This window comes from Bosea sp. (in: a-proteobacteria) (assembly GCF_023953965.1).
Lineage (GTDB): Bacteria > Pseudomonadota > Alphaproteobacteria > Rhizobiales > Beijerinckiaceae > Allobosea.
Map to the genome: position 1 here is coordinate 182,766 of NZ_JAMLIX010000001.1, position 23,727 is coordinate 206,492.

Annotated in this window: 21 protein-coding genes; 11 read left to right on the forward strand and 10 right to left on the reverse strand. The window is 66.0% G+C overall.

What is annotated here, in order from left to right; translation table 11 throughout:
* The first annotated feature begins 110 nt into the window (after nt 1-110).
* From M9917_RS00775 to M9917_RS00825, 11 genes are all read left to right on the forward strand, one after another.
* On the forward strand, nt 111-1,022 hold the full coding sequence (locus tag M9917_RS00775) for a LysR family transcriptional regulator (protein ID WP_297250381.1): 912 nt from the start codon (nt 111-113) through the stop codon (nt 1,020-1,022).
* 120 nt (nt 1,023-1,142) lie between these two features.
* On the forward strand, nt 1,143-2,351 hold the full coding sequence (locus tag M9917_RS00780) for a diaminopropionate ammonia-lyase (RefSeq protein WP_297250383.1): 1,209 nt from the start codon (nt 1,143-1,145) through the stop codon (nt 2,349-2,351).
* Between the two features lie 234 nt (nt 2,352-2,585).
* On the forward strand, nt 2,586-3,623 hold the full coding sequence (locus M9917_RS00785) for an ABC transporter substrate-binding protein (protein ID WP_297250386.1): 1,038 nt from the start codon (nt 2,586-2,588) through the stop codon (nt 3,621-3,623).
* Nucleotides 3,624-3,691: 68 nt separating this feature from the next.
* Complete coding sequence (locus tag M9917_RS00790; protein ID WP_297250388.1) at nt 3,692-4,594, forward strand: ABC transporter permease; 903 nt, start codon at nt 3,692-3,694, stop codon at nt 4,592-4,594.
* On the forward strand, nt 4,591-5,415 hold the full coding sequence (locus M9917_RS00795) for an ABC transporter permease (protein WP_297250390.1): 825 nt from the start codon (nt 4,591-4,593) through the stop codon (nt 5,413-5,415). Before M9917_RS00790 ends, M9917_RS00795 begins: the two co-directional genes overlap by 4 nt.
* Entirely contained in the window at nt 5,402-6,469 is a 1,068-nt protein-coding gene (locus M9917_RS00800; protein WP_297250392.1) for an ABC transporter ATP-binding protein, read from the forward strand. Before M9917_RS00795 ends, M9917_RS00800 begins: the two co-directional genes overlap by 14 nt.
* 21 nt (nt 6,470-6,490) lie before the next feature.
* On the forward strand, nt 6,491-7,498 hold the full coding sequence (locus M9917_RS00805) for a succinylglutamate desuccinylase/aspartoacylase family protein (RefSeq protein ID WP_297250396.1): 1,008 nt from the start codon (nt 6,491-6,493) through the stop codon (nt 7,496-7,498).
* A 125-nt stretch (nt 7,499-7,623) separates the two neighbouring features.
* Nucleotides 7,624-8,601, forward strand: a complete 978-nt coding sequence (locus M9917_RS00810; protein WP_297250398.1) for a dipeptidase — start codon at nt 7,624-7,626, stop codon at nt 8,599-8,601.
* Nucleotides 8,602-8,627: 26 nt separating this feature from the next.
* The gene (locus M9917_RS00815; RefSeq protein WP_297250400.1) at nt 8,628-9,095 is read left to right on the forward strand and encodes a RidA family protein; all 468 of its coding nucleotides are present in this window, start codon (nt 8,628-8,630) and stop codon (nt 9,093-9,095) included.
* A gap of 42 nt (nt 9,096-9,137) precedes the next feature.
* On the forward strand, nt 9,138-9,788 hold the full coding sequence (locus M9917_RS00820) for a flavin reductase family protein (protein WP_297250402.1): 651 nt from the start codon (nt 9,138-9,140) through the stop codon (nt 9,786-9,788).
* 62 nt (nt 9,789-9,850) lie between these two features.
* Nucleotides 9,851-10,765 (forward strand): LysR family transcriptional regulator, encoded by a 915-nt coding sequence (locus M9917_RS00825; protein WP_297254657.1) that lies wholly within the window; start codon nt 9,851-9,853, stop codon nt 10,763-10,765.
* A gap of 15 nt (nt 10,766-10,780) precedes the next feature.
* Here M9917_RS00825 and M9917_RS00830 read toward each other — a convergent pair whose 3' ends face one another.
* The 10 genes from M9917_RS00830 to M9917_RS00875 all read right to left on the reverse strand — a co-directional run bounded on the left by M9917_RS00830 (nt 10,781) and on the right by M9917_RS00875 (nt 23,698).
* Complete coding sequence (locus tag M9917_RS00830; RefSeq protein WP_297250404.1) at nt 10,781-11,674, reverse strand: DMT family transporter; 894 nt, start codon at nt 11,672-11,674, stop codon at nt 10,781-10,783.
* Nucleotides 11,675-11,723: 49 nt separating this feature from the next.
* Nucleotides 11,724-12,875, reverse strand: coding sequence for an acyl-CoA dehydrogenase family protein (locus M9917_RS00835; protein WP_297250406.1), 1,152 nt, complete (start codon nt 12,873-12,875; stop codon nt 11,724-11,726).
* Nucleotides 12,872-14,071 carry an acyl-CoA dehydrogenase family protein gene (locus M9917_RS00840; RefSeq protein ID WP_297250408.1) on the reverse strand — a complete coding sequence of 400 codons (1,200 nt, stop codon included), beginning with the start codon at nt 14,069-14,071 and terminating at the stop codon, nt 12,872-12,874. The genes M9917_RS00835 and M9917_RS00840 overlap by 4 nt, the downstream gene beginning before the upstream one ends.
* 20 nt (nt 14,072-14,091) lie before the next feature.
* The gene (locus tag M9917_RS00845; RefSeq protein WP_297250410.1) at nt 14,092-15,750 is read right to left on the reverse strand and encodes an AMP-binding protein; all 1,659 of its coding nucleotides are present in this window, start codon (nt 15,748-15,750) and stop codon (nt 14,092-14,094) included.
* Nucleotides 15,747-16,556, reverse strand: a complete 810-nt coding sequence (locus M9917_RS00850) for an enoyl-CoA hydratase (protein ID WP_297250412.1) — start codon at nt 16,554-16,556, stop codon at nt 15,747-15,749. The genes M9917_RS00845 and M9917_RS00850 overlap by 4 nt, the downstream gene beginning before the upstream one ends.
* Nucleotides 16,557-16,663: 107 nt before the next feature.
* Nucleotides 16,664-17,968 carry an ABC transporter substrate-binding protein gene (locus tag M9917_RS00855; RefSeq protein ID WP_297250414.1) on the reverse strand — a complete coding sequence of 435 codons (1,305 nt, stop codon included), beginning with the start codon at nt 17,966-17,968 and terminating at the stop codon, nt 16,664-16,666.
* A gap of 30 nt (nt 17,969-17,998) precedes the next feature.
* Nucleotides 17,999-18,883 (reverse strand): carbohydrate ABC transporter permease, encoded by an 885-nt coding sequence (locus M9917_RS00860; protein WP_297250416.1) that lies wholly within the window; start codon nt 18,881-18,883, stop codon nt 17,999-18,001.
* Nucleotides 18,880-19,803, reverse strand: a complete 924-nt coding sequence (locus tag M9917_RS00865; RefSeq protein WP_297250418.1) for a carbohydrate ABC transporter permease — start codon at nt 19,801-19,803, stop codon at nt 18,880-18,882. The genes M9917_RS00860 and M9917_RS00865 overlap by 4 nt, the downstream gene beginning before the upstream one ends.
* Entirely contained in the window at nt 19,803-21,635 is a 1,833-nt protein-coding gene (locus M9917_RS00870) for a hydantoinase B/oxoprolinase family protein (protein WP_297250420.1), read from the reverse strand. Before M9917_RS00870 ends, M9917_RS00865 begins: the two co-directional genes overlap by 1 nt.
* The gene (locus M9917_RS00875) at nt 21,632-23,698 is read right to left on the reverse strand and encodes a hydantoinase/oxoprolinase family protein (RefSeq protein ID WP_297250422.1); all 2,067 of its coding nucleotides are present in this window, start codon (nt 23,696-23,698) and stop codon (nt 21,632-21,634) included. Before M9917_RS00875 ends, M9917_RS00870 begins: the two co-directional genes overlap by 4 nt.
* Nucleotides 23,699-23,727: the final 29 nt, after the last annotated feature.

A 23,727-nucleotide genomic window follows, 5' to 3' on the forward strand; every position in this document is an offset into this window, starting at 1 on the left:
CCGCGTCATCGGCGCCATACGAGCGCAGCCGCACCCGTTGCAGAAATTGATTGTTGTTCTGTCATTATTGACGCCATGAATGGCCGCATGCCGGGCGCGGGACGATTCGAATGAATCTGCGATCCATAGACCTCAATCTCCTGGTGGCGCTGAATGCTCTCCTCACCGATCGGCATGTGACGCGCGCCGCCGACAAGATCGGCCTCAGCCAGCCGGCGATGAGCAACGCCTTGTCGCGACTGCGCCATATCTTCAAGGACGACCTGCTCGTGCGAACGGCGGCGGGAATGCAGGCGACGCCGCGGGCGCTGGAGCTGACGGAGCCGGTGCGTCAGGTCCTGCGCCAGATCGAGCGCGTGCTCGACAGCGAGCCGGGGTTCGATCCGGCGACGTCCTCGCGCTCCTTCACGCTGCGGCTTTCCGATCTGCTCGGCCTGCTGCTGCTGCCGCGCCTCTCGGAGCGCTTGAACGTCGAGGCGCCGGGGCTGGAGTTCGACATCATCCATGCATCTCCGACGCGGACGGTCGAAGCGCTCGAGAAGGACGAGGTCGACATGGCCGTCAGCATGGGGCTGATCCACGCGACCTCGATCAGATCGGCGTGCCTGATGTCGGACCGGATGGTCTGCGTCATGCGAAGGGACCACCCGCTGGTCGGAAGCCCGCTCTCATTGGACGATTTCCTCGCGGCCCGGCAGCTCAAGGTTTCGATGTCGCCGACCGATCGCCGCTTCGTCGACGATGTGCTCTCGCGGCTGGGGCTGACGCGTCGTGTGGCGCTGAACGTCCCGCACTGGCTCTTGGTCCCGCATGTGCTCGAGCGGTCCGACCTGCTGTCGGTGATGCCCCGGCGCCTGGCCCTCGCCCTGGGGCGCAGCGCGATGACGATCCAGGAGCTGCCCTTCGAATCCGATCCGTTCGAATGGTCGATGTATTGGCATCGCCGTCACGAGGGCAATCAGGCCCTGGTCTGGCTGCGGCAGACCCTCATGGATATCGTTGCCGAAAATGAATCCGGATAAGGCGTTGCTCGAACGACGATTGCGTGATGGCTGTGACAGGCGCCGGAGGTCTCCGTCGTCGCCTCGCGAAGCCGCCATAATGTCGACATCGCAGGTTCGCCATAGCTGAAGGCCCGTCGCATGCTGATCGCCAATTCCCATCCCGACCACGGAAAACCGCTCGACCGCGCCGATGCCGGGATGCTCGGCCCCGAAGCCGCAGCCGAAGTCGAGCGGTTCCTCGCGAAGCGGGAGGGCCACAGGCAAACCCCGCTGGTCGCGCTTGCGCGGCTCGCGGAGGCGCTGGGGGTGTCCTCGATCCACATCAAGGACGAAGGCCATCGCCTGGGCCTCGGCAGTTTCAAGGCGCTCGGCGGGGCCTATGCCGTCATCCGCCTCATCGTGGAGGAAGCCTCCCGGAAGCTCGGCCGGGCGATCGACTTCGTGGACTTCGATGCGCCTGAGGTCCGCGAGGTGGCGTCGACATTCACGGTCGCCTGCGCGACGGACGGCAACCATGGTCGATCCGTCGCCCAGGGCGCCCGATTGATCGGCGCGCGTTGCGTCATCTTCGTTCATGCGGGCGTCAGCGACGAGCGCGTGGCCGCCATCGCGCGGTATGGCGCCGAGATGGTCCGGGTCGCCGGAAACTACGACGACTCCGTCGCCGAGGCCGCGCGTATCGCCGGGAAGGAAGGCTGGATCATCGTCTCCGATACCTCGTGGCCGGGATATGAACGCATTCCGGGCCTGGTCATGCAGGGCTACACGGCCCTGCTGGGCGAGGCCTTGAATGCGATGCCGCAACCGCCCACCCATGTCTTCGTCCAGGCCGGCGTCGGCGGCATCGCGGCGGCGACGGCGGCGTATTTCGCCCTGGCCCTCGGCGAGAAGCGGCCTTGTTTCGTGGTCGTCGACCCTGCGAGGGCTGCCTGCCTGTTCGAAAGCGCGCGCGCCGGCCGTCCGGTCAAGGTCGAGCATGGCGAGGCGACCATCATGGCCATGCTGGAATGCTACGAGCCCTCGCTCGTGGCGTGGCGCGTTCTGTCCCGCGTCGCCGATGCCTTCATGACCGTCGAGGACGGCGAGGCGGTCGATGCGATGAAGCGGCTCGCCAGCCCGCTGAAGGGGGACCCCGCGATCGTTGCCGGCGAGAGCGGCGGCGTCGGCCTGGCCGCGTTGAGCCAGGTCGCCCGTGATCCCGCGCTGCGCAGGCAGATCGGCCTCGATGAGACGGCGCGCATCTTCCTGATCAACACCGAAGGCGCGACGGATCCGGCTCTTTACGAGGAGATCGTGGGGCGTTCTCCCGCCGAGGTCTTGGCCGCGAACGCGAAGCTGCGGGGATGACCGATATCGCCGCGTCGAGGGCGGCGATGGCGGCTGGCTTCGAGAGCAGCTCGAGCGGATCGGAAGGGCTGCGCAACCTGTCCTTGCAGCCGCATGGTTCATTCCGAATCCGCATCAAATCAGCGCGACAATTCACTATCGCTTCAGCGGGGGCGGCTTAGTCTGCCACTCGTCCGGGGCAAGGATCCTCGGAAGGCGGCGCCGACGGCGCCGCATCGACATGGGGGGTTCGACATGCTGAAGCGCTGTGCAATGCTTGCCGCCGTCGCCGTTTCACTGATGGCCGGATCGGTCGAGGCCGCCGAGCGTAACCTCGTCGTGACCTCCTTCGGCGGCAATTGGGAAGAGGCCGTCAAGGAGGTCGTCAAGAATTTCCGCAAGACCCACAAGGACGTCAACGTCAGCATCGTTCTGCCGGGCAATTCCGCGCAGATCATGGCCAAGCTCAGGGCCGAGAAGAGCAACCCCAGCATCGATATCGTCCTGATGGGGGGCGGGCTGGACTTGACGGCGTTTCAGGAGAATCTGCTGATCAAGCGCGATTTCAGCAAATTATCGAACTATGCCGACGTCTACCCGGTCGCGAAGAATCCAATCGAGGGACTGGGACCGTCGATCGGCTTCGCCGGCGTCAAGCTCGCCTACAACACGAACCGGGTGAAGCCGAAGCCGGAGAGCTGGGAAACGCTGTGGGATCCCCGCTACAAGGGCAAGGTCGGCATGATGAACATGACCAGCAATGGCGGCATCATGCTTCTCTATCTGATGGCGAAGCTCAATGGCGGCGATCTGCAGAACATCGAGCCGGGCTTCACCAAGTTGAAGACACTGAAGAGCCAGAACCCCTATTTCTTCGAGAGCAACCCGGCCGCGGTCGACATGTTCGTCCAGGAAGGGCTCTGGCTGTCGCCGATGTTCGACGGGCGCGTCGCCGGGCTGATGGCGGAAGGCTTCCCGGTCGACATGACCTGCCCGAAGGAAGGCTGCTTCGTCACCAACACCAATGCGAACATCGTGGCAGGCTCGAAGAACATCGATCTCGCCGAGGCCTTCATCGACGAATTCCTGTCGCCGGCCTCGCAGGAGGTCTTCGCCCGGGTCTCCGGCAGCGGACCGGTCAACGCCAAGACGGTGCTGAGTGACGATATCGCCAGGAGGGTGATCTACGGGCGCGAGGAAGTCGCCAAGCTCATCAGCTTGCCCTGGCACGAGATCACGCCGCTGCGCGACGGCTGGGTGGAGCGCTGGAACCGCGAGGTCCTCGCCAAGTAGCGAGGCCCCGCAGGCCCGGATGCTGGGCTCGCCGTCCCGTGACCGACAGATCTGGTTGAGTGAGGTCGATGAGCCAGCTTTCGCACAACACGCGGACCGTGCCTCGTCTCGGCGGCATGTTCGCCCGGACCGGCGCGCTCCTGCAGATGGCGCCCCTCGGCGCGATCTTCCTGACGCTCTTCGCGGTGCCGATGCTGCTGCTCTTCTGGGTGAGCCTGTGGCGCTACGATGTGAACGGCTTCGGGCCGACTGCGCCGACCGTCGAGAACTATGCGCGTTTTCTGACCGATCCGTTCTATCTCGCGGCGCTGGGGCGCACCGTGCTGCTCGGCCTCGTCACCACGACGGTGACCGTTATCGTCGCCTACCCGGTTGCGCTGATCATGGCGCGTTCGGGGCCGCGTATCCGGGCCTTGCTGATCCTGCTCGTCCTGCTGCCCCTGCTGATGAGCGTCGTCGTGCGGGTCTTCGGCTGGATGGTGATCCTCGGTGACACCGGCGTGCTCAACAAGTTCCTGGTCGGGCTCGGCCTGGTCGAGCAGCCCTTGCGCCTGATGGAATCGATGACCTCCGTGGTGATCGGCCTCGCCCAGGTCGAGATGGCCTTCGCCGTCATGCCGATCTATTCGGCCCTGCTCGGCATCGACCGGCATCTGGACGAAGCCGCCTCGACCCTGGGCGCGCGCCCGATGCGGCGCTTCCTGCGGATCGTCCTGCCGCTCAGCCTGCCGGGCGTCGCCGGCGCCGCGGCGGTGATCTTCAGCCTTTCCGTCGCCGCCTTCGTCCAGCCCCAGCTTCTCGGCGGCAGCAGCTTCTTCGTCATGACCACGCTGATCTACCAGCAGGTCACGGCGACGCTGAACTGGCCGTTCGCCGCGGCGCTCGGGCTCATCCTGCTCGCCGTGGCGCTCGGCATGCTGGCGCTGATCAATGCCGGGTTCCGCCTCGTCATGCCGCGGGGCCTGCGATGAGCGTGCGTCGTCGCAATCGCGTCGCGGCGGGGCTCGCCAGCGCCTACATGGCGCTCATCGCCGTCTTCATGCTGGCGCCGGTGGTGGTCGTCGCGGCGATCTCGGTCAACCGGGTCGGCTATTCGATCTTTCCGCCGCTGGGCTTCTCGCTGCGCTGGTATGGCGAGGTGCTCTCCGACGCGCAATGGCGCGCCTCGCTCGGCACCAGCCTCGTCGTCGCCGCCCTGTCGACGGTGATCGCGGCGACGGTGGGCACGCTCGCCGCCATCGGGCTGCATCGCGCCGATTTTCGCGGCAAGCACGTGCTGCTCTCGGTGCTCACCTCGCCGCTGATCCTCCCCGGCCTGATCACCGGCCTGGCCATCCTGTTCTTCTTCTCGCTGGTCTCGGGCGTCGGCACGACCTGGTCGCTCGTGCTCGGCCATGTCGTCATCACCTATCCTTACGTGCTGCGGCTCGTCTTCGTGGCGCTGGCGCGGGATACGGCGATCTACGAGCAGGCGGCGATGACGCTCGGCGCCGACGAGGTGACGGTCTTCCGGCGCATCACCTTGCCGCTGATCAAGTCGGGCGTCGTCGGCGGGGCGATCTTCGCCTTCATCATCAGCTTCGACAACATCACGATCTCTCTCTTTCTGTCGAATCCGCGCACGACCACGCTGCCGATCCGGATACTCGAACATATCCAATGGTCCGGATCGCCCAGCGTGGCGGCCATCTCGACCGTCCTGATAGCCATCACCGTGGTTCTGGCGGTCGTGATCGAGAAGACCGTCGGCCTGCAGAAGATCTTTGGAGGCGGCGCCGATGAGTTCCGTTGATATCCGGCATATCCGCAAGAGCTACGGCCAGATGGTCGCGGTCGACGGGGTCGAGCTTGCCATCGCGGATGGCGAATTCATCTCCCTGCTCGGGCCTTCCGGCTGCGGCAAGACCACGACCCTGCGGATGATCGCCGGGTTGATCGACCCGGATTCCGGCAGCATCGAGATCGACGGCCGCGACGTGGTGGCGCTGCCGCCCTACAGGCGCAATCTCGGCATGGTGTTCCAGAGCTACGCGCTGTTCCCGCACATGACGGTCGCGGAGAATATCGGCTTCGGCCTGGAGATGCGCGCGTTCTCCCGTGCCGAGATCCAGACCCGCGTCGCGGCGGCGCTCGACGTCGTCAGGTTGCCCGGCGTCGCCGAGCGCTATCCGAAGCAGCTGAGCGGCGGGCAGCAGCAGCGCATCGCGCTCGCCCGCGCGATCGCGATCGAGCCGAGCGTCCTGCTGCTCGACGAGCCGCTGAGCAATCTCGACCTCAAGCTGCGCATGGAGATGCGGGTCGAGCTCAAGCAGCTGCATGCCCGCATCGGGGTGACGACGGTGTTCGTGACCCACGACCAGGGCGAGGGCTTGTCGCTGTCGGATCGGGTGGTGGTGATGAACGGCGGCAGGATCGCGCAGATCGGCACGCCCCAGGAGATCTACGAGACCCCGGCCAACCGCTTCGTCGCCGCCTTCATCGGCGAGGCGACGCTGTTCGACGGCGTCGTCGAGGGGATGGTCGGCGATGCGGTCAAGGTCCGTACCGATGGCGGCCTGACCATCCTGGCGCAGACGCAGCGGCCGGTCTCGCCGGGGCAAAGGGTCTCGGTGCCGGTCAGGCCCGAAACGGTGAGGCTGACGGGCTTCGACACGGCCGCGCCGGGCGTCAACCGGGTCGACGGCACGATCGAGCACATCGCCTATGGCGGCGCCACCAGCCGCCATGTCGTCAGGCTGAACGAGTCCGAGACCATCGCCATCGACCTGAACAGAGCTTCGACCAAGCTCCGCACCGCCGTGTCCGCTGTCTGGGACATCGCGGACACGCGGCTTCTGACCGAATGATCCAGGGAGGACCAGGGAAAAATGACGATCACGATCGGTGAACTCACCGCCAGGCCGGGCGAGAAGGTCACCGGCTTCCTCAAGCCGGTGCAGTGGTATGACGGTTCCTATTGCAAGGTGCCGATCGCCATCGTCAACGGCGCCAAGGACGGGCCGACGCTGTGGATCCAGTGCGCCAGCCACGGCAACGAATATCAGGGCATGGCGGCGACGCAGCGCCTGATCAAGGAGACCAACCCCGCCGACCTCTCCGGCGCGCTGATCCTGGTGCCGGTGCTCAACATCATCGCCTTCAACGCCCAGCTGCGCTCGTCGCCGGTCGATGGCCTCGACTTCAACCGCAACTATCCGGGCGCGCCGCCGGAGAAGGTGATGCACATCCTCGGGCATACCGAGGCGATCATCCACGCCATGGTGCAGGAGATCCGGGCGCACGCCGACGCGATGATCGATACCCACGACGCCGGCCCGCTGGGCGACGACACCGAGATCTTCTACTGCACCAGCCCGGACGAGGAGGTGACGCGCCGCACGCGGGCGATGGCGTTCGCGACCGGCAACCCGGCGATACGCGAGATCACGCTGTCCAATCCGGAGGACCGCGCCAAATATCCGGGCATGCTCGGCGCGGTGATCAACCACATCCCGAACATCACCATCGAGATTGGTGGCGGCTGCTCGATCAACGAGGGCTACGCCGCCGAGATGCATCGCGAATACACCAATGTGATCAAGCATCTCGGCATCCTGCCGGGCGAACCGCAGATCGACCGGGAGCAGACCTTCATGAACTCGACGGCCATGGTGCGCCCGCGCCACGGCGGCATCCTCAGGATGCGGATCAAGGTGCATCAGCGCGTCGTCAAGGGCGAGGTCCTGGGCGAGATCACGGATTTCTTCGGCAATGTCGTCGAGGAGCTGAAGAGCCCGATCGACGGGATGATCTACGCCTTCCGCAACGCCGCCGTGGTCGCCACCGGCCAATGGTGCGTCAGCCTCGGCGGGGTCGGCCCCAAGCCCAAGTTCTAGAGCGCCCTGCGTCCGGCGGGACGCAAGGCTCCCGCGGATGCCTCAAGACCACGCTTCTTCGATCGCGGCTGGACCGCGACCGATGATGCACGCCCGAAATCCGGCTGAAACAAGGAGAGAATCCCATGTCCACCATGATCGGCGCATCGCTTTATGGCGGCCCCATCCTGTCCGACGTCCAGTTCCGCACGGAGCGCTACGGTGAGAGCGACGTCTTCGTGAAGAACCACCTGCCGCGTTTGCAGAAGGGCGGCATCAACGTCATCGTCACGCCCGGCGAGAGCCTGCGCGAGCTCGAGCTCTTCATCCGCGAGGTGCGCCGCAGCGAGGGCCGCCTCGAGCTCGCCAAGACGGCGACGCAGGCCCGCGCCATCGCCGAACGCGGCGGCTGCGCCTGCATCCTCGCCGCCAGCTTCGCGACGCTGGGCGACAAGCTCGACAGCCTGCCGATGCTCCACGAGCTCGGTGTCCGGCTCTTCACCATGGCGGGCAACCGGCGGAACTATTTCGTCGACGGCTGCACCGAGCGCGGCGTCTCGGGGCTGAGCCATCTCGGCGTCGACCTGGTGCGGCTGCTCGAGCAGCTCGGCATCGTCATCGACGTGTCCCACACCTCGGAGCGCGGCGTCTCCGATATCTTCGAAGTCACCGACAAGGCGGTGGTCGTGGCCTCGCATTCGAACACACGCCGGATCTGCGACACCGTGCGCAACGTCTCGGACGATCAGATCAAGGCCTTCGCCCAACGCGGCGGCATGGTCGGCGTCAGCCTGCATCCGACGCTGGTGACGGATGACGATCCGAGCGTGGACGACGTCGCGCGCCACATGCAGGTGATGGTCGAGCTCGCCGGCGTCGACCATGTCGGTCTCGGAACCGATTTCGTCGACTACGCCGAGGATGTCTTCCACCACAAGATCAAGGCGATCGATCCGACCGGCGCGCTCTATGGCGGCGTGCTGCACAGCTATCCGCGCGATGTCGAGAACATCGAGAAGGTCGGCAACATCTTCTCCGCGCTGGGCAAAATGGGCTTCGACGCGGCGGCGGTGCGCAAGATGCGCGGCGAGAACATTCTGCGCGTGTTCGAGCGCGTCTCCTGAGAAGCAAACGAGAAGAGGATCGTTCCATGTCGGTATCGAGCCGCCTGAAGGAGCTGGGGCTGACGCTCCAGCCCACCACGCCGGCGATCGGCAGCTACGTGCCGGCGACCGTCGCGGGCTCGCTGATCTTCTGCTCGGGTGCGACCTGCATGGTCGACGGGCGGCCCAAATACCGGGGCAAGATCGGCCGGGAAATCACGATAGAGCAGGGCAACGACGCGGCCAGGATCGCCGCGCTCAACATGCTCCAGAAAATCGCCGATGTGGTCGGCGACGTGGACCGCGTCGGCGGCATACTGAAGCTGGTCGGGCATCTCAACTGCACGAGCGATTTCATCAGTCATGCCGCCGTGGTCAACGGCGCCTCCGACCTGCTGGTCGAGATCTTCGGCGATCGCGGCCGCCATGCCCGGCTGTCGCTCGGTGCCAACAGCCTGCCCAACGACGTGCCGCTCGAGATCGAGGTCGTCGCCTTCCTGGCGGAGGAGCGGTGATGAGGCCGTGCGGGTCGGACCAGGGCGGCGGATGGAAAAGCCATGGCTGAACTTCGTCTCTCGGAGCTCGACAAGGTCGAGCGCCTGCACCTGCTGACGAGTTGCGTGGTGCCGCGGCCGATCGCGCTCGTCACCACGCGCGGCGCGGCGGGCGGGCTCAACACGGCGCCCTTCAGCTTCTTCAACGTGCTGAGCTACCAGCCCGACATCGTCGCGCTCGGCATCGGCGACCGTGCCAATGGCAGGCCCAAGGATACGCTGGTCAACATCCGCGCCGGCGGCAGCTTCGTCGTCGGACTGGTCAACGAGGCGATGCTGCAGCAGGTCAATCTCTGCGGCGTCGATTTCACCGAGGGCGAGGACGAGCTCGCGCTCGCCGGCCTGACCGCGGTCGAGGGCTTCCAGGACGACCTGCCGCGCATAGGGGAGGCGCCGGTGAGCCTGGGTTGCGAGCTGCTGCAGGAGGTCCGGCACGGCAGCCACTCGATCATCCTGGGAACGGTGGAGCGCGTCTGGGTCGATGATGCGCTGATGCGTGACGACGGCCGGATCGACCATGGCCAACTGAATCTCGTCGCGCGCCTGGGCGGAACCTTCTATGCCAAAAACTGGGACAGGATGTCGATGCCGCGCATGATGCTGGCGGATTGGCAGCGCGCGACCCTTGCCGCCGATCTGCCGATCGAGGATTGAGCGCCGTTGACAGGGATCCGAACAACAGGTGCTATCGCGGCATGTCGAAGGCTTTCCCTCCGATCCGAGTGAGCCGGAAGCTCATCCCTGCGGTCGATAATCTGCGCGCTTTCGAGAGCGCCGCGCGCTTCGGCAGCTTCACCCTCTCGGCGAGCGAGCTCAATCTCACCCAGAGCGCGGTCAGTCGTCAGATCAAGGAGCTGGAGACACAGATCGGCGTGCGTCTGTTCGAGCGCGTGCGGCAGCGCGTGGTGCTGTCCGATGCGGGCAAGCGGTTCCTGCCGGAGGTCCGCCACATCCTGGTGATGGCGGAAGACCTGATGATGCGGACGATGGCCTCGTCGCAGTCGTCGTCATCCCTGTCGATCGCGGCCCTGCCGACCTTCGGGACACGCTGGCTGTTGCCGCGCCTCCACGACTTCATCGCCCAACATCCCGGCATCGCCGTCAATGTCGGCGCCCGATCGCACCCCTTCGACTTCTCGGAGGAACCCTTCGACCTGGCGATCCATTACGGCCAGCCGGTCTGGGCGCGTGCGAGCTGCCTTCCGCTCTGCCGGGAGGTCATCGTTCCGGTCGCCAGCTCCGCCTTGATCGAGCATTTCGCGCCGCGCTGTCTCGCGGACCTCGCCTCCATGCCCCTGCTGCATGTGGCGACGCGGCCGAAGGCCTGGGCGGACTGGTTCGACCAGCATGGGGTTTCGGTAGACACACCGTATCGCGGTCACCGCTTCGACTTGTTCACGATGGTCATCGAGGCTGCCTTGTCAGGGCTGGGCGCAGCTCTGCTGCCGGTCTACCTGATCGAGCGGGAGCTCGACAGTGGTCAGCTGCGAACCATTCTTGACAATATGACGGCGTCCGAATTCTCGTATCATATTGTCGTTCCCGACGACAAAAAGGACAACCGCTTGATCGTCGACTTCTGCAACTGGGCTCGCGATTGCATCGTGCGATCCCCACGCGGCTGGGGCTAGAGCATTGCCGCTCCCTCATCCGCTCGATTTCCGCCCCTTGAGAAGATCGGACTGGATCATGAACACCCCGGAACAGATAAGACTCATGGCGACGATATCGAGAACGGCCAGCGGCTCGTCGAACAAAACCGTTCCGATGAGCACCGCGACGACGGGAACCGCATAGGCCACGCCCGATGCGGCGAGCGCACCCAGCTCCTCGACGATCCGGTAATAGGCGATGTAGGCGAGCCCCGTGCCGCACAGGCCCAATCCGAACAGGAGGCCCGTCCAGGCGCGCGTGTCCGCGAAAACCGCGCCTGTTCCTTCAAAAGGCGTAACGATCAGCAAAACAACGATGGTTATGCCGATCTGGTAGACAGCCAGAGCAGAGGGCGGGATATTCAGGCGGACGACATATTTCTTCACATAAACGAAAGAGCCGCCAAGGCTGAGGGCACCGAGAGCCATCCAGCCAACCCCTCGGATATCGATTGTCCCGTCGATGGACCATGGCTTCGCGATAAGGACAATTCCGACGAATCCGACAGCAACGCCGATGATTTTCCTGGAATCGATCCGTTCACTGTCGAGAAACAACGCAGCGCAGGCAAATGCGAAGATCGGACTTGCGCCGTTCAACATGCCGGCCACGCTGGACGGAAGCAGCGCCGTCCCCTTGGTGACCGCCAAAAATCCGATGGTCGAAAACGACGCCATGGCCGCGGAATGCCGCATGTGCCTGATGTGATCGACACTGATATGTCGACAGAATATCGCATAGGCCAGTATCGGGACAAATCCCGACAACACCCTGAGCAAGGTCACCTGCAACGGAGATATATAGGCCGTCGATAATTTTACGAAAATGAAGTTGCTTCCCCAGGCTACGCTGAGAAACAGGAAAATCGATATCTGGCGCAGCTTCATCTATCTATCGATTAAGATACTGGAATTTCCATTCACGAAGTATCCGATGCTATTCTCCGGCGAAGGGCCCGCCCAATTCGACGAGGGCCTGCAGATGGTGATCGCCGTCGCCGTAGGCGACCTCGAGCGCCTTCAGGTGCTTCAGATGGTGGCCCACCGCATATTCCATGGTGAGGCCGATCCCGCCATGCAGCTGCACGGCCTGCTCGCCGATGAACCGGGCCGCGCGGCAGAGCTCGACCTTGGCGGCGCTGATCGCGCGGCGACGGTCGTCCCGCGCCTCGCAACGCGCCATCATCGCGGACAGAAGCACCATCGACCGGGCCTGTTCGGCTGCGGCGAGCATCTCCGACGCACGATGCTGCACGACCTGAAACGAGCCGATCGGGCGGCCGAACTGCGTGCGCGCCTTGACGTACTCAACCGTCATGTCGAGCGCCGCCTGCATCGAGCCGAGGGCCTCGGCGGCCTGCGCGGCCAGCGTCTCATCGACCGCGGCCTCCACCAGGGGCAAGGCCTCGCCCGCTTCTCCCAGACGATCCGCGTCGGAAACCGCAACTCCGCCGAACCGGACAATTCCCGCGCGGCGGCCGTCGACGGTCGCGTAAGGGGAAATGCCCACGCCGGGCGTATCGGCGCCCACCATGAAAACGGCGATGCCGTCCCGGTCGCGGCGGTTTCCTGAGATGCGGGCCGTCACGATGAATTCACCGGCCGAATCGGCGTTGACCACATGGATTTTCTCGCCATCCAGCAGCCAGCCATCGGCGACCCGCGTTGCGGTGGTGGTGACATCGTGGAGCGTGTAGCGCGACTGGCGCTCGGCCTGCGCGAAGGACATCCTGTGCCCGCCCGCGACGATCGCGGGGATACGCGCCGCGCACTGCCCGGCCGATCCGCCGCGGCGCAGGAAGCTTCCCGCGGTCACCACCGTCTCGATCCAGGGCTCGAGGGTAAGATGGGCGCCCAGGCGCTCGGCGACGATCATGACCTCGGCCGCCCCGCCGCCGATTCCGCCCTCTTCCTCGGAAAAGCCGATGCCCAGCAGGCCGAGCTCGGCATAGGCCGCCCAGATGCCGTCGGAGAACCCCGCCGGCTCGCGGCCGTATTGCCGGCGCTGCTCGAAGCCGTAGCGGTCCTGGAGCAGCCGCCCCAGCATGTCCTTGAGGAGGACCTGCTCCTCGCTCGGCTCCAGCCTCATGACGAAAGCCCCAGGAACGCCTTGGCCATGATCGTCTTCTGGATCTCGTTGGACCCGCCATAGATGCTGAGCTTGCGCATGTTGCAGTAGTTGGGATGGGCCTGCTCCATCCAGTCCGGGAAGCCGGCATCGCCGCCGTCGCCGGCCGGCACGGCCAGCCCGCAGAGCCCCGCGGCCTCGACGAAGAGCGCGCTGATCGCCTGATGGATTTCCGAGCCGCGGATCTTCAGGACCGACGATCCGGGGTTGGGCTTGCGCAGGGCGATATCGACCCGATCCTCGGCCAGGACCCGCATCGTCGTCATCTCCAGCGCCTTAAGCTGCACCTCCAGATCGACGAGACGGGTCACGAAGGCGGGGTCGTCGAGCAATGTCCCGCCGTTCTTCTCGACCGTCGCGGCGTATTCGCGCAGCGTCCGCAGCCGCTCCTTCGAGGGGCCGACCTTGGCATGGCCGGTGCGCTCGTTCGACAACAGCAGCTTGGCGCAGTCCCACCCCCTGTTTTCCGCGCCGACACGATTCTCCACCGGCACGCGCACATCGTCGAAGAAGACCTCGTTCACCTCGTGGAACCCGTCGATGGTGATGGTCGGGCGCACGGTTATGCCGGCAGAGCGCATGTCCACCAGCAGAAACGAGATGCCGTGCTGGGGCTTGGGCGCGGCGGGGTCGGTGCGCACCAGCATGAACATCCAGTCGGCATGCTGCGCCTTCGTCGTCCAGACCTTCTGGCCGTTGACGACGTAGTGGTCCTGTTCGCGCGCCGCCGCGCAGCGCAGGCTGGCGAGGTCCGAGCCTGCCCCCGGCTCCGAGAAGCCCTGGCACCACCAATCGTCCAGATTGGCCATGCGCGGCAGGAAGCGCTTCTTCTGCGCCTCGGTGCCGAAGGCCAGCAGGATCGGGCCGCACATGTCGGTGTTGAACGCCAGCACGCTGGGAGCCGGGGCCTTCTCCGTTTCCTCGCGCAGGATGTTGCGCCTGACGGCGTCCCAGCCCTGTCCGCCCCATTCCCTCGGCCAATGCGGGACGGCCCATCCCCTGGCGTTCAGCCGCCGCTGCCAGTCCCGGATCATCTGCGCCGTCGGATGTTTCCCCTGCTTCATGTGATCGCGGGTTTGCGCGGGCAGATTGCCGGCGATGAAAGCGCGGACTTCCTCGCGGAAGGCGATGTCCTCGGCGGTGAAGCCCAGTTCCATTGGCGGGTCTCCCTATCCGGCTATGAGGCGGCGCGGGCCGCTTCCGCCTGCAAGGCCACTTTCGAGAATTTGCCGACGCTCGTTTTCGGCAGCCGGTCGCGTATCTCCATCGCCTGGGGCATCTCGTGGCGCCCGAGCCGCGACATCAGGAAAGCGCGCAGCTCGTCGAGGTCGAACGAGCGCCTGCCGGCCTTCAGCACGATGAATGCCTTCGCCGCCTGCCCGCGATAGGCATCGGGAACGCCGATGACGACGCATTCGGCGACATCGGGATGTTCGTAGATCGCTTCTTCGACCGTGCGCGGGAAGACGTTGAAGCCGCTGGACAGGATCATGTCCTTCTTGCGGTCGGTCAGGAAGACGTAGCCGTCCGCGTCGATGTGGCCGATGTCGCCGGTGCGGAAATAGCCGTCGACGAAATCCTTGTCCCGTTCGTGCTCGCGCCGCCAATAGGCCTCGAACAGATTGGGCCCGCGCATCCGGAACTCGCCGGTCTCTCCGGCCGGCAGCAAGCGCGAGGGATCCTCGAGGGCGACCACCTGCAACTCGATGCCGGGGAGCGGCAGGCCGATCGCGCCCGGACGTATCTCCCCGCCCGGAACGTGCTGGCAGCCAATGGCGGCGGCCTCCGACATGCCCCAGCCCGGGTGGATGCGTATCCCGGTGCGGGCCTCGAAGCTGCGGCCGACCTCGGCAGGCAGCGGCGCGCCGCCGGAGGTGGCGTAATCCAGGCATGACAGGTCGCGCCGTTCCAGCCGCGCATCGCCCAGCATGGCGATGAACATGGTCGGCACGCCGTGGAAGATGCCGATGCGATGGCGCTCGATGTCGTCGAGCGCCGTTTCCACCTCGAAGCGCCGGCGCAGATGGACGGTGTTGCCATGGCCGAGATGGCGGTTCGTCATCGTCAGCGCGAAGACGTGAAAGAGCGGGAGGCACATCAGCACTTGGTCGTGCCGGCCTTCGGAGTTCGCGCGCACGGACTGCCAGTGCGCCGAAATCTCGGCGGCGGCGATCACATTGGCATGGCTGAGCGCCGCGCCCTTGGGCAGCCCCGTCGTGCCGCCGGTATATTGCAGCACCGCGATGCCCTGCGGATCGACATCGAGCGGGCGCGGCAAGGGCGCGCGATCGATCAGCTCGTCGAGGCGCGTCAGCCCGGCAACGCCGGCGGTCTCGTCGGCCGCACCCCAACGCGCGTCGTCGGCGAGGATGATCCGGTCGATCAGGCCCTTTTCCTGCAATTCCCGGCATTTGGCCAGATAGTCGACGGCATCGAACGTCACCACGATCCGCGCCGTGGAATCGCGCAGTTTGTGCTCCAGCTCCCGGATCGAATCCATCGGGCTCAGCTGCACAATCCGCAGGTCCGCCGAGGCGGCCCCGAAGAAGCAGATCGTATGCCAGGGCGTGTTCGGGAGCAGGAGCGCCACGCCGCCTTCCCGCGCGCCCTCCAATGCCAGAAAGCCGGCGGCCGCCTGAAGGACGAGCCGGCCGAGCTCGGCATAGCTGATCCGGGCTTCACAATATTGTAGCGCAGCGCGGTCGCGGTATCTGCGCACGGCGCTCGCCAGATAGTCGCCGATCCCGCAAACCGCGATCGGGTCGTCCCAGCCGATCCGCGCGGGATAGGACGCCTCCCACGCGAACGGACGCCGCGCAGCCCCGTCGCCGTTCATGTCCCGGACGCGCCTTTTCCTCTGGCGATCCCCGCGGCAAGTCCCGCCTCGCGCATCCGCCGATACTCATCGGACACGTGTGACAGCTGATGGGTATCGAAATGACTTTGCAACGAAGCGCGGAAACCCTGGATATCGGCCGCGCGCTTGAGGGAGCGTTTCACGAGCTTCGCCGCGAACGGATAGGCCCCCGCCACTTTCTCGGCCAGCTCCGTCGTCCGCTCATCGAGCTGATCGCGCGGGACGACATGGTTGACCATGCCGAGGCGATGCGCCTCCTGCGCGCTCATGCGCCGGCCGGTCAGCAGGAATTCGTGGGCGGCGCGCAGGCCCATCACCCAGGGGTGCACGAGCACCTCGACCGCCGCCGAGGCGAGGCTCTGGCAGACCGGATCGGAAAAGAAGGCGTCCTCGGACGCCACCATCATGTCGCACATGTTGGCGACCATGAAGCCGCCGGCCATGCAGGCTCCCTGCACCGAGGCGATCGTCGGCTTGGGGCAATCCCATATCCGAAGCGCGTAGTCGAAATATCGCGTTTCCTCATAGGCATAGCGCTGCTCGACCGTGAAGGCCGAGCGGCTGGACTGCGCTTCCTTCAGGTCGTGGCCGGCCGAGAAATGCTCGCCCTTGCCGGCGATCACGATCACGCGGACCGTGTCGTTCGCGACCGCCTCGCCGAGGGCGGCGTCCAGCTCGTCGAGGAGCTGGCGGCTTTCGGCGTTGCGCGCTTCGGGGCGGTTGTGGAAGAGCCAGGCGACCGCCCCCCTCCGTTCGACCGAAATACATTCGAAATTCATCTTCATCCGCCCTTCGCGCCAGAGGATCGAAACCCGCCCGCCTACACGATCCGGTCGCTGTCCGGTGACCGGCCCGCTCCCGAAAGGAAGCGGGCCGGCCAGTATTTCGAGCGTTATTTCTTGTAGCGCCTGTCCAGGGCGCGGGCGCGATCGGACATCCTCTTCAGGCCGTCCGCGACGGAAGCGCGCCCGATCAGGATCTCCTGCAGCTGCTTGTTGGAATAGTCCTCCCATTCCGTGTACCAGAGCCTGTCATAGGGCAGGACGTCCTTGAGATGCGTCGCGTCCTCGAGGAACTGGGCGATCTGGTCCGGGTCGCCGCCCCAGCCCGTGATCGCGGCGCGGACGTCGGGGTCCTTCTCGATGCCGCGCTCGCCCCAGGTCAGCGTCGCCGCTTTCACCCAGGCCTTGGGCGTGGCGTACTGGCCGGACTGATCCTTGGTCCCCAGGAAGGTGACGAGCTTGCACGCCGCTTCCTTGTTCTTGCTCTGGGCGTTGATGCCGTACATCGCCGCCTGCCCGACGAGCTGGCCGGTCTGGGGAGGCTTCGCCAGGACCACCTGGCCGCGCACCTTGGACTTCTCGCTGTTGGCGAAGGCATTGCCGGCATAAAGCAGCATGCTCCACTGGATGGCGGCCTGGCCTTCCACGAACACGTTCGCGGCGTCGGCGGGTCCCCATTCGATGCTGGCCGGGTTGACCAGGCCGGCCTCGAACGCCTTTCGCCACCATGTCAGGGCCGCCAGCCCCTCGGGCGTCGGGTTGAAGTCGTTGTCGAAGGCCTTGCCTCCCATGGCCTTGGCCATGGCGCCCCAGATATAGGTCGCCCCCCAGCCATAGGAGCGGATCGGGAACACCATGGGATATTCCACAATGCCCTTGTCCTTCACCGCCTTCGCCGCCGCGAACCAGCCGTCGAAGGTCGTCGGCAGGGTATCGATCCCGGCCTTGGCGAGCATGCTCTTGTTGACGATGAGCGGGAAAATCCCGGTGTAGTAGGTCAACCCGTAGAGATGGTCCTGGTAGGTCTGGCCCTGCAGGGCCAGCGGCAGCATGTTCTTCTTCGCCTCCGCGACACCGGCGCAGTCGTCGATGGGGGCGACCCAGCCGTTGGAGACCCATTCGGGCAAGGCCGTGTCGCGGATGTAGGCGACGTCGAAAGGCGTCTTGCTACGGAACATCAATGCGGCCTTGGCATTGTATTCGGCCGAGGAAACACCTTCGATCTGGACCTCGATATCGGGGTTGCGCTGCATGAATTCATTGACGAACGCCTGCACCGCCTCCGGCTGGAAGGTCCAGAACAGCATCTTGATCTTGGTCTTGTCCGCCAGCGCCGGCGAACAGACCCCGGCGGTCAGGGCCGTTGCCAGCAGCGCCGTCTTCAAATGTCTGGAAAAAGGTGAAGTCTTCAACATCGTCATTCCTCCCGTTTCATCCGCTCTCCACTAACCCTTCGTCGCCCCTGCGAAGCGTCCGCCGCTGACCATGCCCCTGAGCGCGAAGGCCAGCAGAACCGGCACGATCGCGGTGACCAGGCCCGCCGCGTTGAGGACGCCCCAGTCCGGCTCGTTCCAGGGTGCCATGCTGCTCGCGATCACCACTGAAATCGGATAGGCCCGGATGCTGTTCGTCAGGATCAGGCCAACCACGAAGTCCGACCAGGTGGAGACGAAGACGAAGGCTCCCGCCACGAACATCCCGTTCCACGAAATCGGCAGAATGATCTTGATGAAGGTCTGGAACCGGGTCGCGCCGTCGATCGAGGCGGCTTCCTCCAGCTCGCGCGGAATCTGCCGGAAGAAGCCCTCGAGAATCCAGATCGCGAACGGAAGCAGCAGACCGGTATAGACCAGGATCAGCCCGTGCAGCGTGTCGAGCAGCCCGGCGAGAAGCATCAGCAGGTAGATCGGGATCAGCACCGCGATCAGCGGAAGCATCCTCAGCAGGAGCAGACCGAGCAGGATCAGCTTGCGCTGCCGGGCGCCGACGAAGCGCGAGATCGAATAGGCGAAGACGGCGCCGAGAAAAGTGGTCAGGATCGTCGTCACCGTCGCGACAATCAGCGAATTCCGCGCCGATTTGAGAAAATCCTTGAGGCTCGTGTTCCGCTCCAGGACGCCGTGCTCGTCGCCGAGCTGGAGGATCGCCGAGAAATGGCCGAGCGTGGGATGCTCCGGCAGCAATCGCGGCGGCAATGTCCTGAGCTCGCTGTCGAGCATGAAGCTCGAGCGGATCATCCACAGCGGCGGACCGAGCAGATAGACGAACGCCAGCAGGCTCGCCACAAACAGCGTCGTTCGCCGGGCGATCCTCCAGCCGCGCGCGCTCATTGTTCCCGCTCGAGTTTGTTGAAGATCCACCAGTAGGCCAGCGTGACGGCCATCGTCACGACGGCCAGGAACACGGATATCGACGCCCCCGAGCCGACGTCGCCGAACTCGAAGGTGCTGGTATAGACGTGATAGCTGAGCACGGTCGTCGCCTCGCCCGGCCCGCCCCGGGTCAGGAGATAGATCAGGTCGAAGGCGCGCATCGAGAAGATGACGCAAAGCAGAACCGATACCGCCAGAGCCGGGATGATGAGCGGCAGCCGGATGCGCCAGAACAGGGCGAACTCGCCGGCGCCGTCGACACGGGCGGCCTCGATCACGTCGGTCGGGATGCTCTTCAGCGCGGCATAGAGCGTGATGACCACGAAGGGCACGAGCTTCCAGGCATAGGCCAGGATCAGCGCGTGCATCGCCGAGGTGCCCTCGCTGAACCAGGCACGATGGTCCTCGATCAGGCCCAGCCCGTGCAGCACCGCGTTGAGCGCGCCCCAGTGGAAATCGAAGATCCACTTCCACATCAGGGCGTTCACCACCTCCGGCACCGCCCAGGGCAGGATCGCCGCCGGCAGCAGGAGCCGGGCGAACCAGGCCTCGGTGCTGGTGACGAACGCGATCGCCGCTCCGATCAGGGTGGCGACGATCACGGTCAGCGTCGAGAAATAAAGCGTGTTGCGGAAGGCGATGATCGTCGAATCGTTCTCGAGCACGAAGCGATAATTGTCGAGCCCGACGAAGGAGCCGACCGCCTGTCCCGCCCTGAGGTCGACCACGCTGAGATAGCAGACATAGAGCAGCGGAAAGACGCTGAAGGCCGCCAGCAGGAGCACGGCCACGCCGTTGAGCGAGAGCAGCGGCACCGACCATTCGCGCCGCACGGCGCGCCTGCCCTTGCCGGTCTGTCCTCGCTCGCGGCCCCGCATCAGCCCGCTCCCGCATGGGCGGCCAGGGCGATCGCCGCCGTCTCCATGCCCTGGGCGCTCAGCGTCGTTCCGCCATGGCTGAAATTCGCCGTGGCGGCTGGTCCCGCGCCCCGCATCCTGTCGCGCAGGGCGAGGGTGCCGGGCCGGTCGACGCTCATCCCGCCGGGGGCGAGGACGACGCCATAGATCTCGCGCGCGGCTTCGGCCGACACCTTGCGATCGAGAACGTCGCCCGCGACGGCCTCCGGATCGCGGTCGAGCGGATCGCCGTATCCGCCTCCGCCCGCGGTGAAGATGTGCAGGCGATCCCCCGCCCGGAGGGTGAAGACCAGCTTCGAGGGCACCTCGCGGCGCTCGCCGTCCCGCGTCTCGATGAAGGCGCGCGCCGGCTCTCCGGCGTGGCCGCCCCGCACACCCCAAGGGCGGGAATAGAAGCGCTCGCCGCGCAAGGAGATCCTGACATCCAGTCGGACCGCCTCGAAGGTCTTCTCGGTGCCGAGCCCGCCGCGAAACCGGCCGGCTCCCCCGGAATCGCAACGCAGGCGGGAGCGCACGATGCGCAGGATGCCGCCGAGCTCGTGGGCCTCGACGGGGATGTTCATGCAGTTGACCGGGCCGAACTCCAGCGCGTCGATGCCGTCGCGGCCCGGCCGCGCGCCGACGCCGCCGGTGCCCAGCTCGTTGGTGATGACGCTGATGCTCGTCTTCGGGTCGATGGCGCCGAAGGTGCCGGTCAGCGGGCCGCCATGGGCGGCGGGGATCGCGTCGGGCAGCGCCTGCGCGAGCGCGCCCTGGATCGCATCGGCGATCCGGATCGTCGTGACCACGCGCGCATTGACCGCCGCCGGATAGTTCGGATTGACCACGGAGGCTGGCGGCATGGTGAGCGAGATCGGCCTGTAGCAGCCGCTGTTGTTGCCGATCCCCGGCCCGGCGATCATGCGGACCGCGCAGAAGACGCCCGAGGCGGTGCTCGACGGGACGCAGTTGATCGGCCCGCGCGTCTGCCCGTCCGTGCCGTCGAAATCGAAGTGGATGTCGCTGCCGCTCACCTTCATCCGGACGCGGATGCGGATCAGCCGGTCGCGCTCGACGCCGTCATTGTCGAGATAGTCGCTGAAAACATATTCCCCGTCGGGGATCGCCGCGATGACCGCCCGCGTCGCCGCCTCGGTCTGGTTCATCATGTCGTGGATGGCGGCGCCGACGACATTGGCGCCGTATTCGCCGACGACCTCCTGGAAACGGCGGCTTCCCACCGTTCCGGCGGCGATCTGCCCGTAGAGGTCGCCGATCAGCGTGTCGGGCAGGCGCACGTTCTTGCGCAGCAGGGCGTGCAGGGTCTGGTTGGGCGCGCCACCGATCAGGAACTTGAGCGGCGGAATGCACAGCCCTTCCTGAAAAATCTCGGTCGCGTCGGTGGGAAGGCTGCCGGGCGTCGCGCCGCCGAGGTCCTGGTTGTGGGTCATCGTGGCGCAAAGCGCGACCACCGCGCCGTCGCAATGAACGGGCTGCACCACCGTCGTGTCGGGAAGATGCGTGCCGCCATCATAGGGATCGTTCATGATGTAGGCGTCGCCTTCGGCCATCTCCGCGACCGGGAAGCATTCGATGATCCGGCGCACCGCCGGCAGCAGGCAGCCGAGATGGATGGGGATCGAGGACGCCTGGGCGATGACGTCGCCCTGGGGCGTGAACAGGGCCGACGACGCATCCAGCGCCTCCTTCACCACCGGCGAATAGGAGGCGCGCAACAGCGCCACTTCCATCTCGTTGGCGATGACGTCGAACCGGTTGCTCAGAACCTCGGTCGTGATCGGATCCACATTCATGACGCCTGTTCCGCTCCCGTCACGACGATCACGTTGCCGGCCCAGTCGCCGGTCGCGACCTGCCCCGGATAGACGACCGTGGTGGTGTCTGGCTGCTCGATGATCGCCGGCCCGGCGATCGGCACGTCCGGCGTCAGCCGCGCGCGGTCGTAGAGCGGCGTGTCGACATAGCCGCCCAGCTCCTCGAAATAGGCGCGGCGCGTGCCCTTGTGCCCGTAGCCCTCGGCGCGGCGTCCGCCGGCCGGCGCCGTCTCCACTGGCGGGCGGCCGCCCTTGAACGAAAACACGCTGCGCAGATTGATCGCCTCGACCGCTTCGGGGTGCGTATAGCCGTAGATGCGCCCGTGGAGCTCGTTGTAGGCGAGGATCGCGGCCTTGAGCTCAGCTCGGCCCCTGACGGCCTCGGTCGGCACTTCGAGCTCGTAGGACTGGCCGACATAGCGCATGTCCATCAGATGCGTGACCTCGACCCGCGACATGTCGACGTTCTCGCGGCGCATCTTGGCTTCGCACAGCCGGTCGAGATCGGCGAACATCGCGGCGACCTCGGCCGGATCGGCCTCGTCGAGCCGGCGGCCCAGGGTTCTGGTCTGCTCATGCTCGATATTGGCCGCGAGCAGGCCGAAGGCGCATAATACGCCGGGCGCGGCCGGCACGATCATCCGCGGTATGGACAGGCTGGAAGCGAGCCGCCCCCCATGCACCGGCCCGGCGCCGCCGAGGCCGACCAGCGAGAAGTTCCGCGGGTCATAGCCGCGCCGCACGGAGACGAGCCTGATCTCGTTGGCCATCCGCTCGTTGACGATCCGGTGAATGCCCGCCGCCAGAACCTCCGGCGTCATCGAAAGCCGGGCGGCCATCGCGGCGATGCCGTCCCAGGCCAGCTTCTTGTCGAGGCTCAGCTCGCCGGTGCCGAAATACTCCGGGTTGAGATAGCCCAGAACCACGCTGGCATCGGTGACCGTCGGCATGGTGCCGCCGCGATTGTAGCAAATCGGGCCGGGGTCCGACCCCGCGCTTTGCGGGCCGACATGCAGGCCGCCGGCGTCGTCGATCCAGGCATAGCTGCCGCCGCCGGCGCCGATCGTGTTGACGTCGACCATGGAGATGCGCACCGGATAGTTGCGGATCTGGCCTTCGCGGGAGATCAGCGGCTTGCCGCTGGTGACCAGCGCCACGTCGCAGCTCGTGCCGCCGATATCCACGGTGATCAGGTCGCTGAACCCCGACAACGCCGCTTCGGACTGGCTGCCGACGACACCGGCGGCGGGGCCCGACAGAAGCATCGTGACCGGCTTCTCCGCCACGATCCCCGAATTGGTGATCCCGCCCCGGGACTGCATGACCTGCAATTCGGCATTGACGCCGATCCCGCCGAGCCCGGCGGCGAGCTCCTGGATATAGTCCGAGACGGCCGGCCGCACATAGGCGTCGAAGGCGGTCACGCAGCATCTTTCATACTCGCGGAACACCGGGTTCACCTCGGACGAGATCGACACCTTCAGCTTGGGGAAGTGCTTGCCGATCAGTTCCCGGCTGCGGCGCTCATGGCGGTCGTCGAGGAAGGCGAACAGATAGCAGATCGCTACCGCCTCGACGTCGAACCGGTCGACGAGGTCGCCGACCGCCGCGATGAGCTGGCCCTCGTCCAAGGGCTGGATGACCTTGCCGTCCGGCCCGATCCGCTCGCGAATGCCGGCGCGCAGACGCCGCGGCGCCAGGAACGCCGGCGTCTCGGGGCCGATATTGTTGTCGTACATCTCGGTCCGCTTCTGGCGGCCGACTTCCAGAATGTCCTCGAAGCCTTCCGTCAGGAGCAGCGCCGTCACCGCGCCGCGTTCCTGGAGAATGGCGTTGGTCGCGATCGTCGTGCTGTGGATGAAGCGCGTGACGCTGGCCGGGTCGAGCCCGGCGAGATCGAGCGCCTTGCGCGCGCCGGCCAGGACGCCCTCGACCAGATGATGCGGCGTGGTAGGCACCTTGGCGATCACCAGCCGGCCGCCGTCATCGAGGCAGGCGACGTCGGTGAAGGTTCCGCCAATGTCAATTGCTATCTGGGACATGTTCCCCGTTCTCGTATGTGCATCTCGCA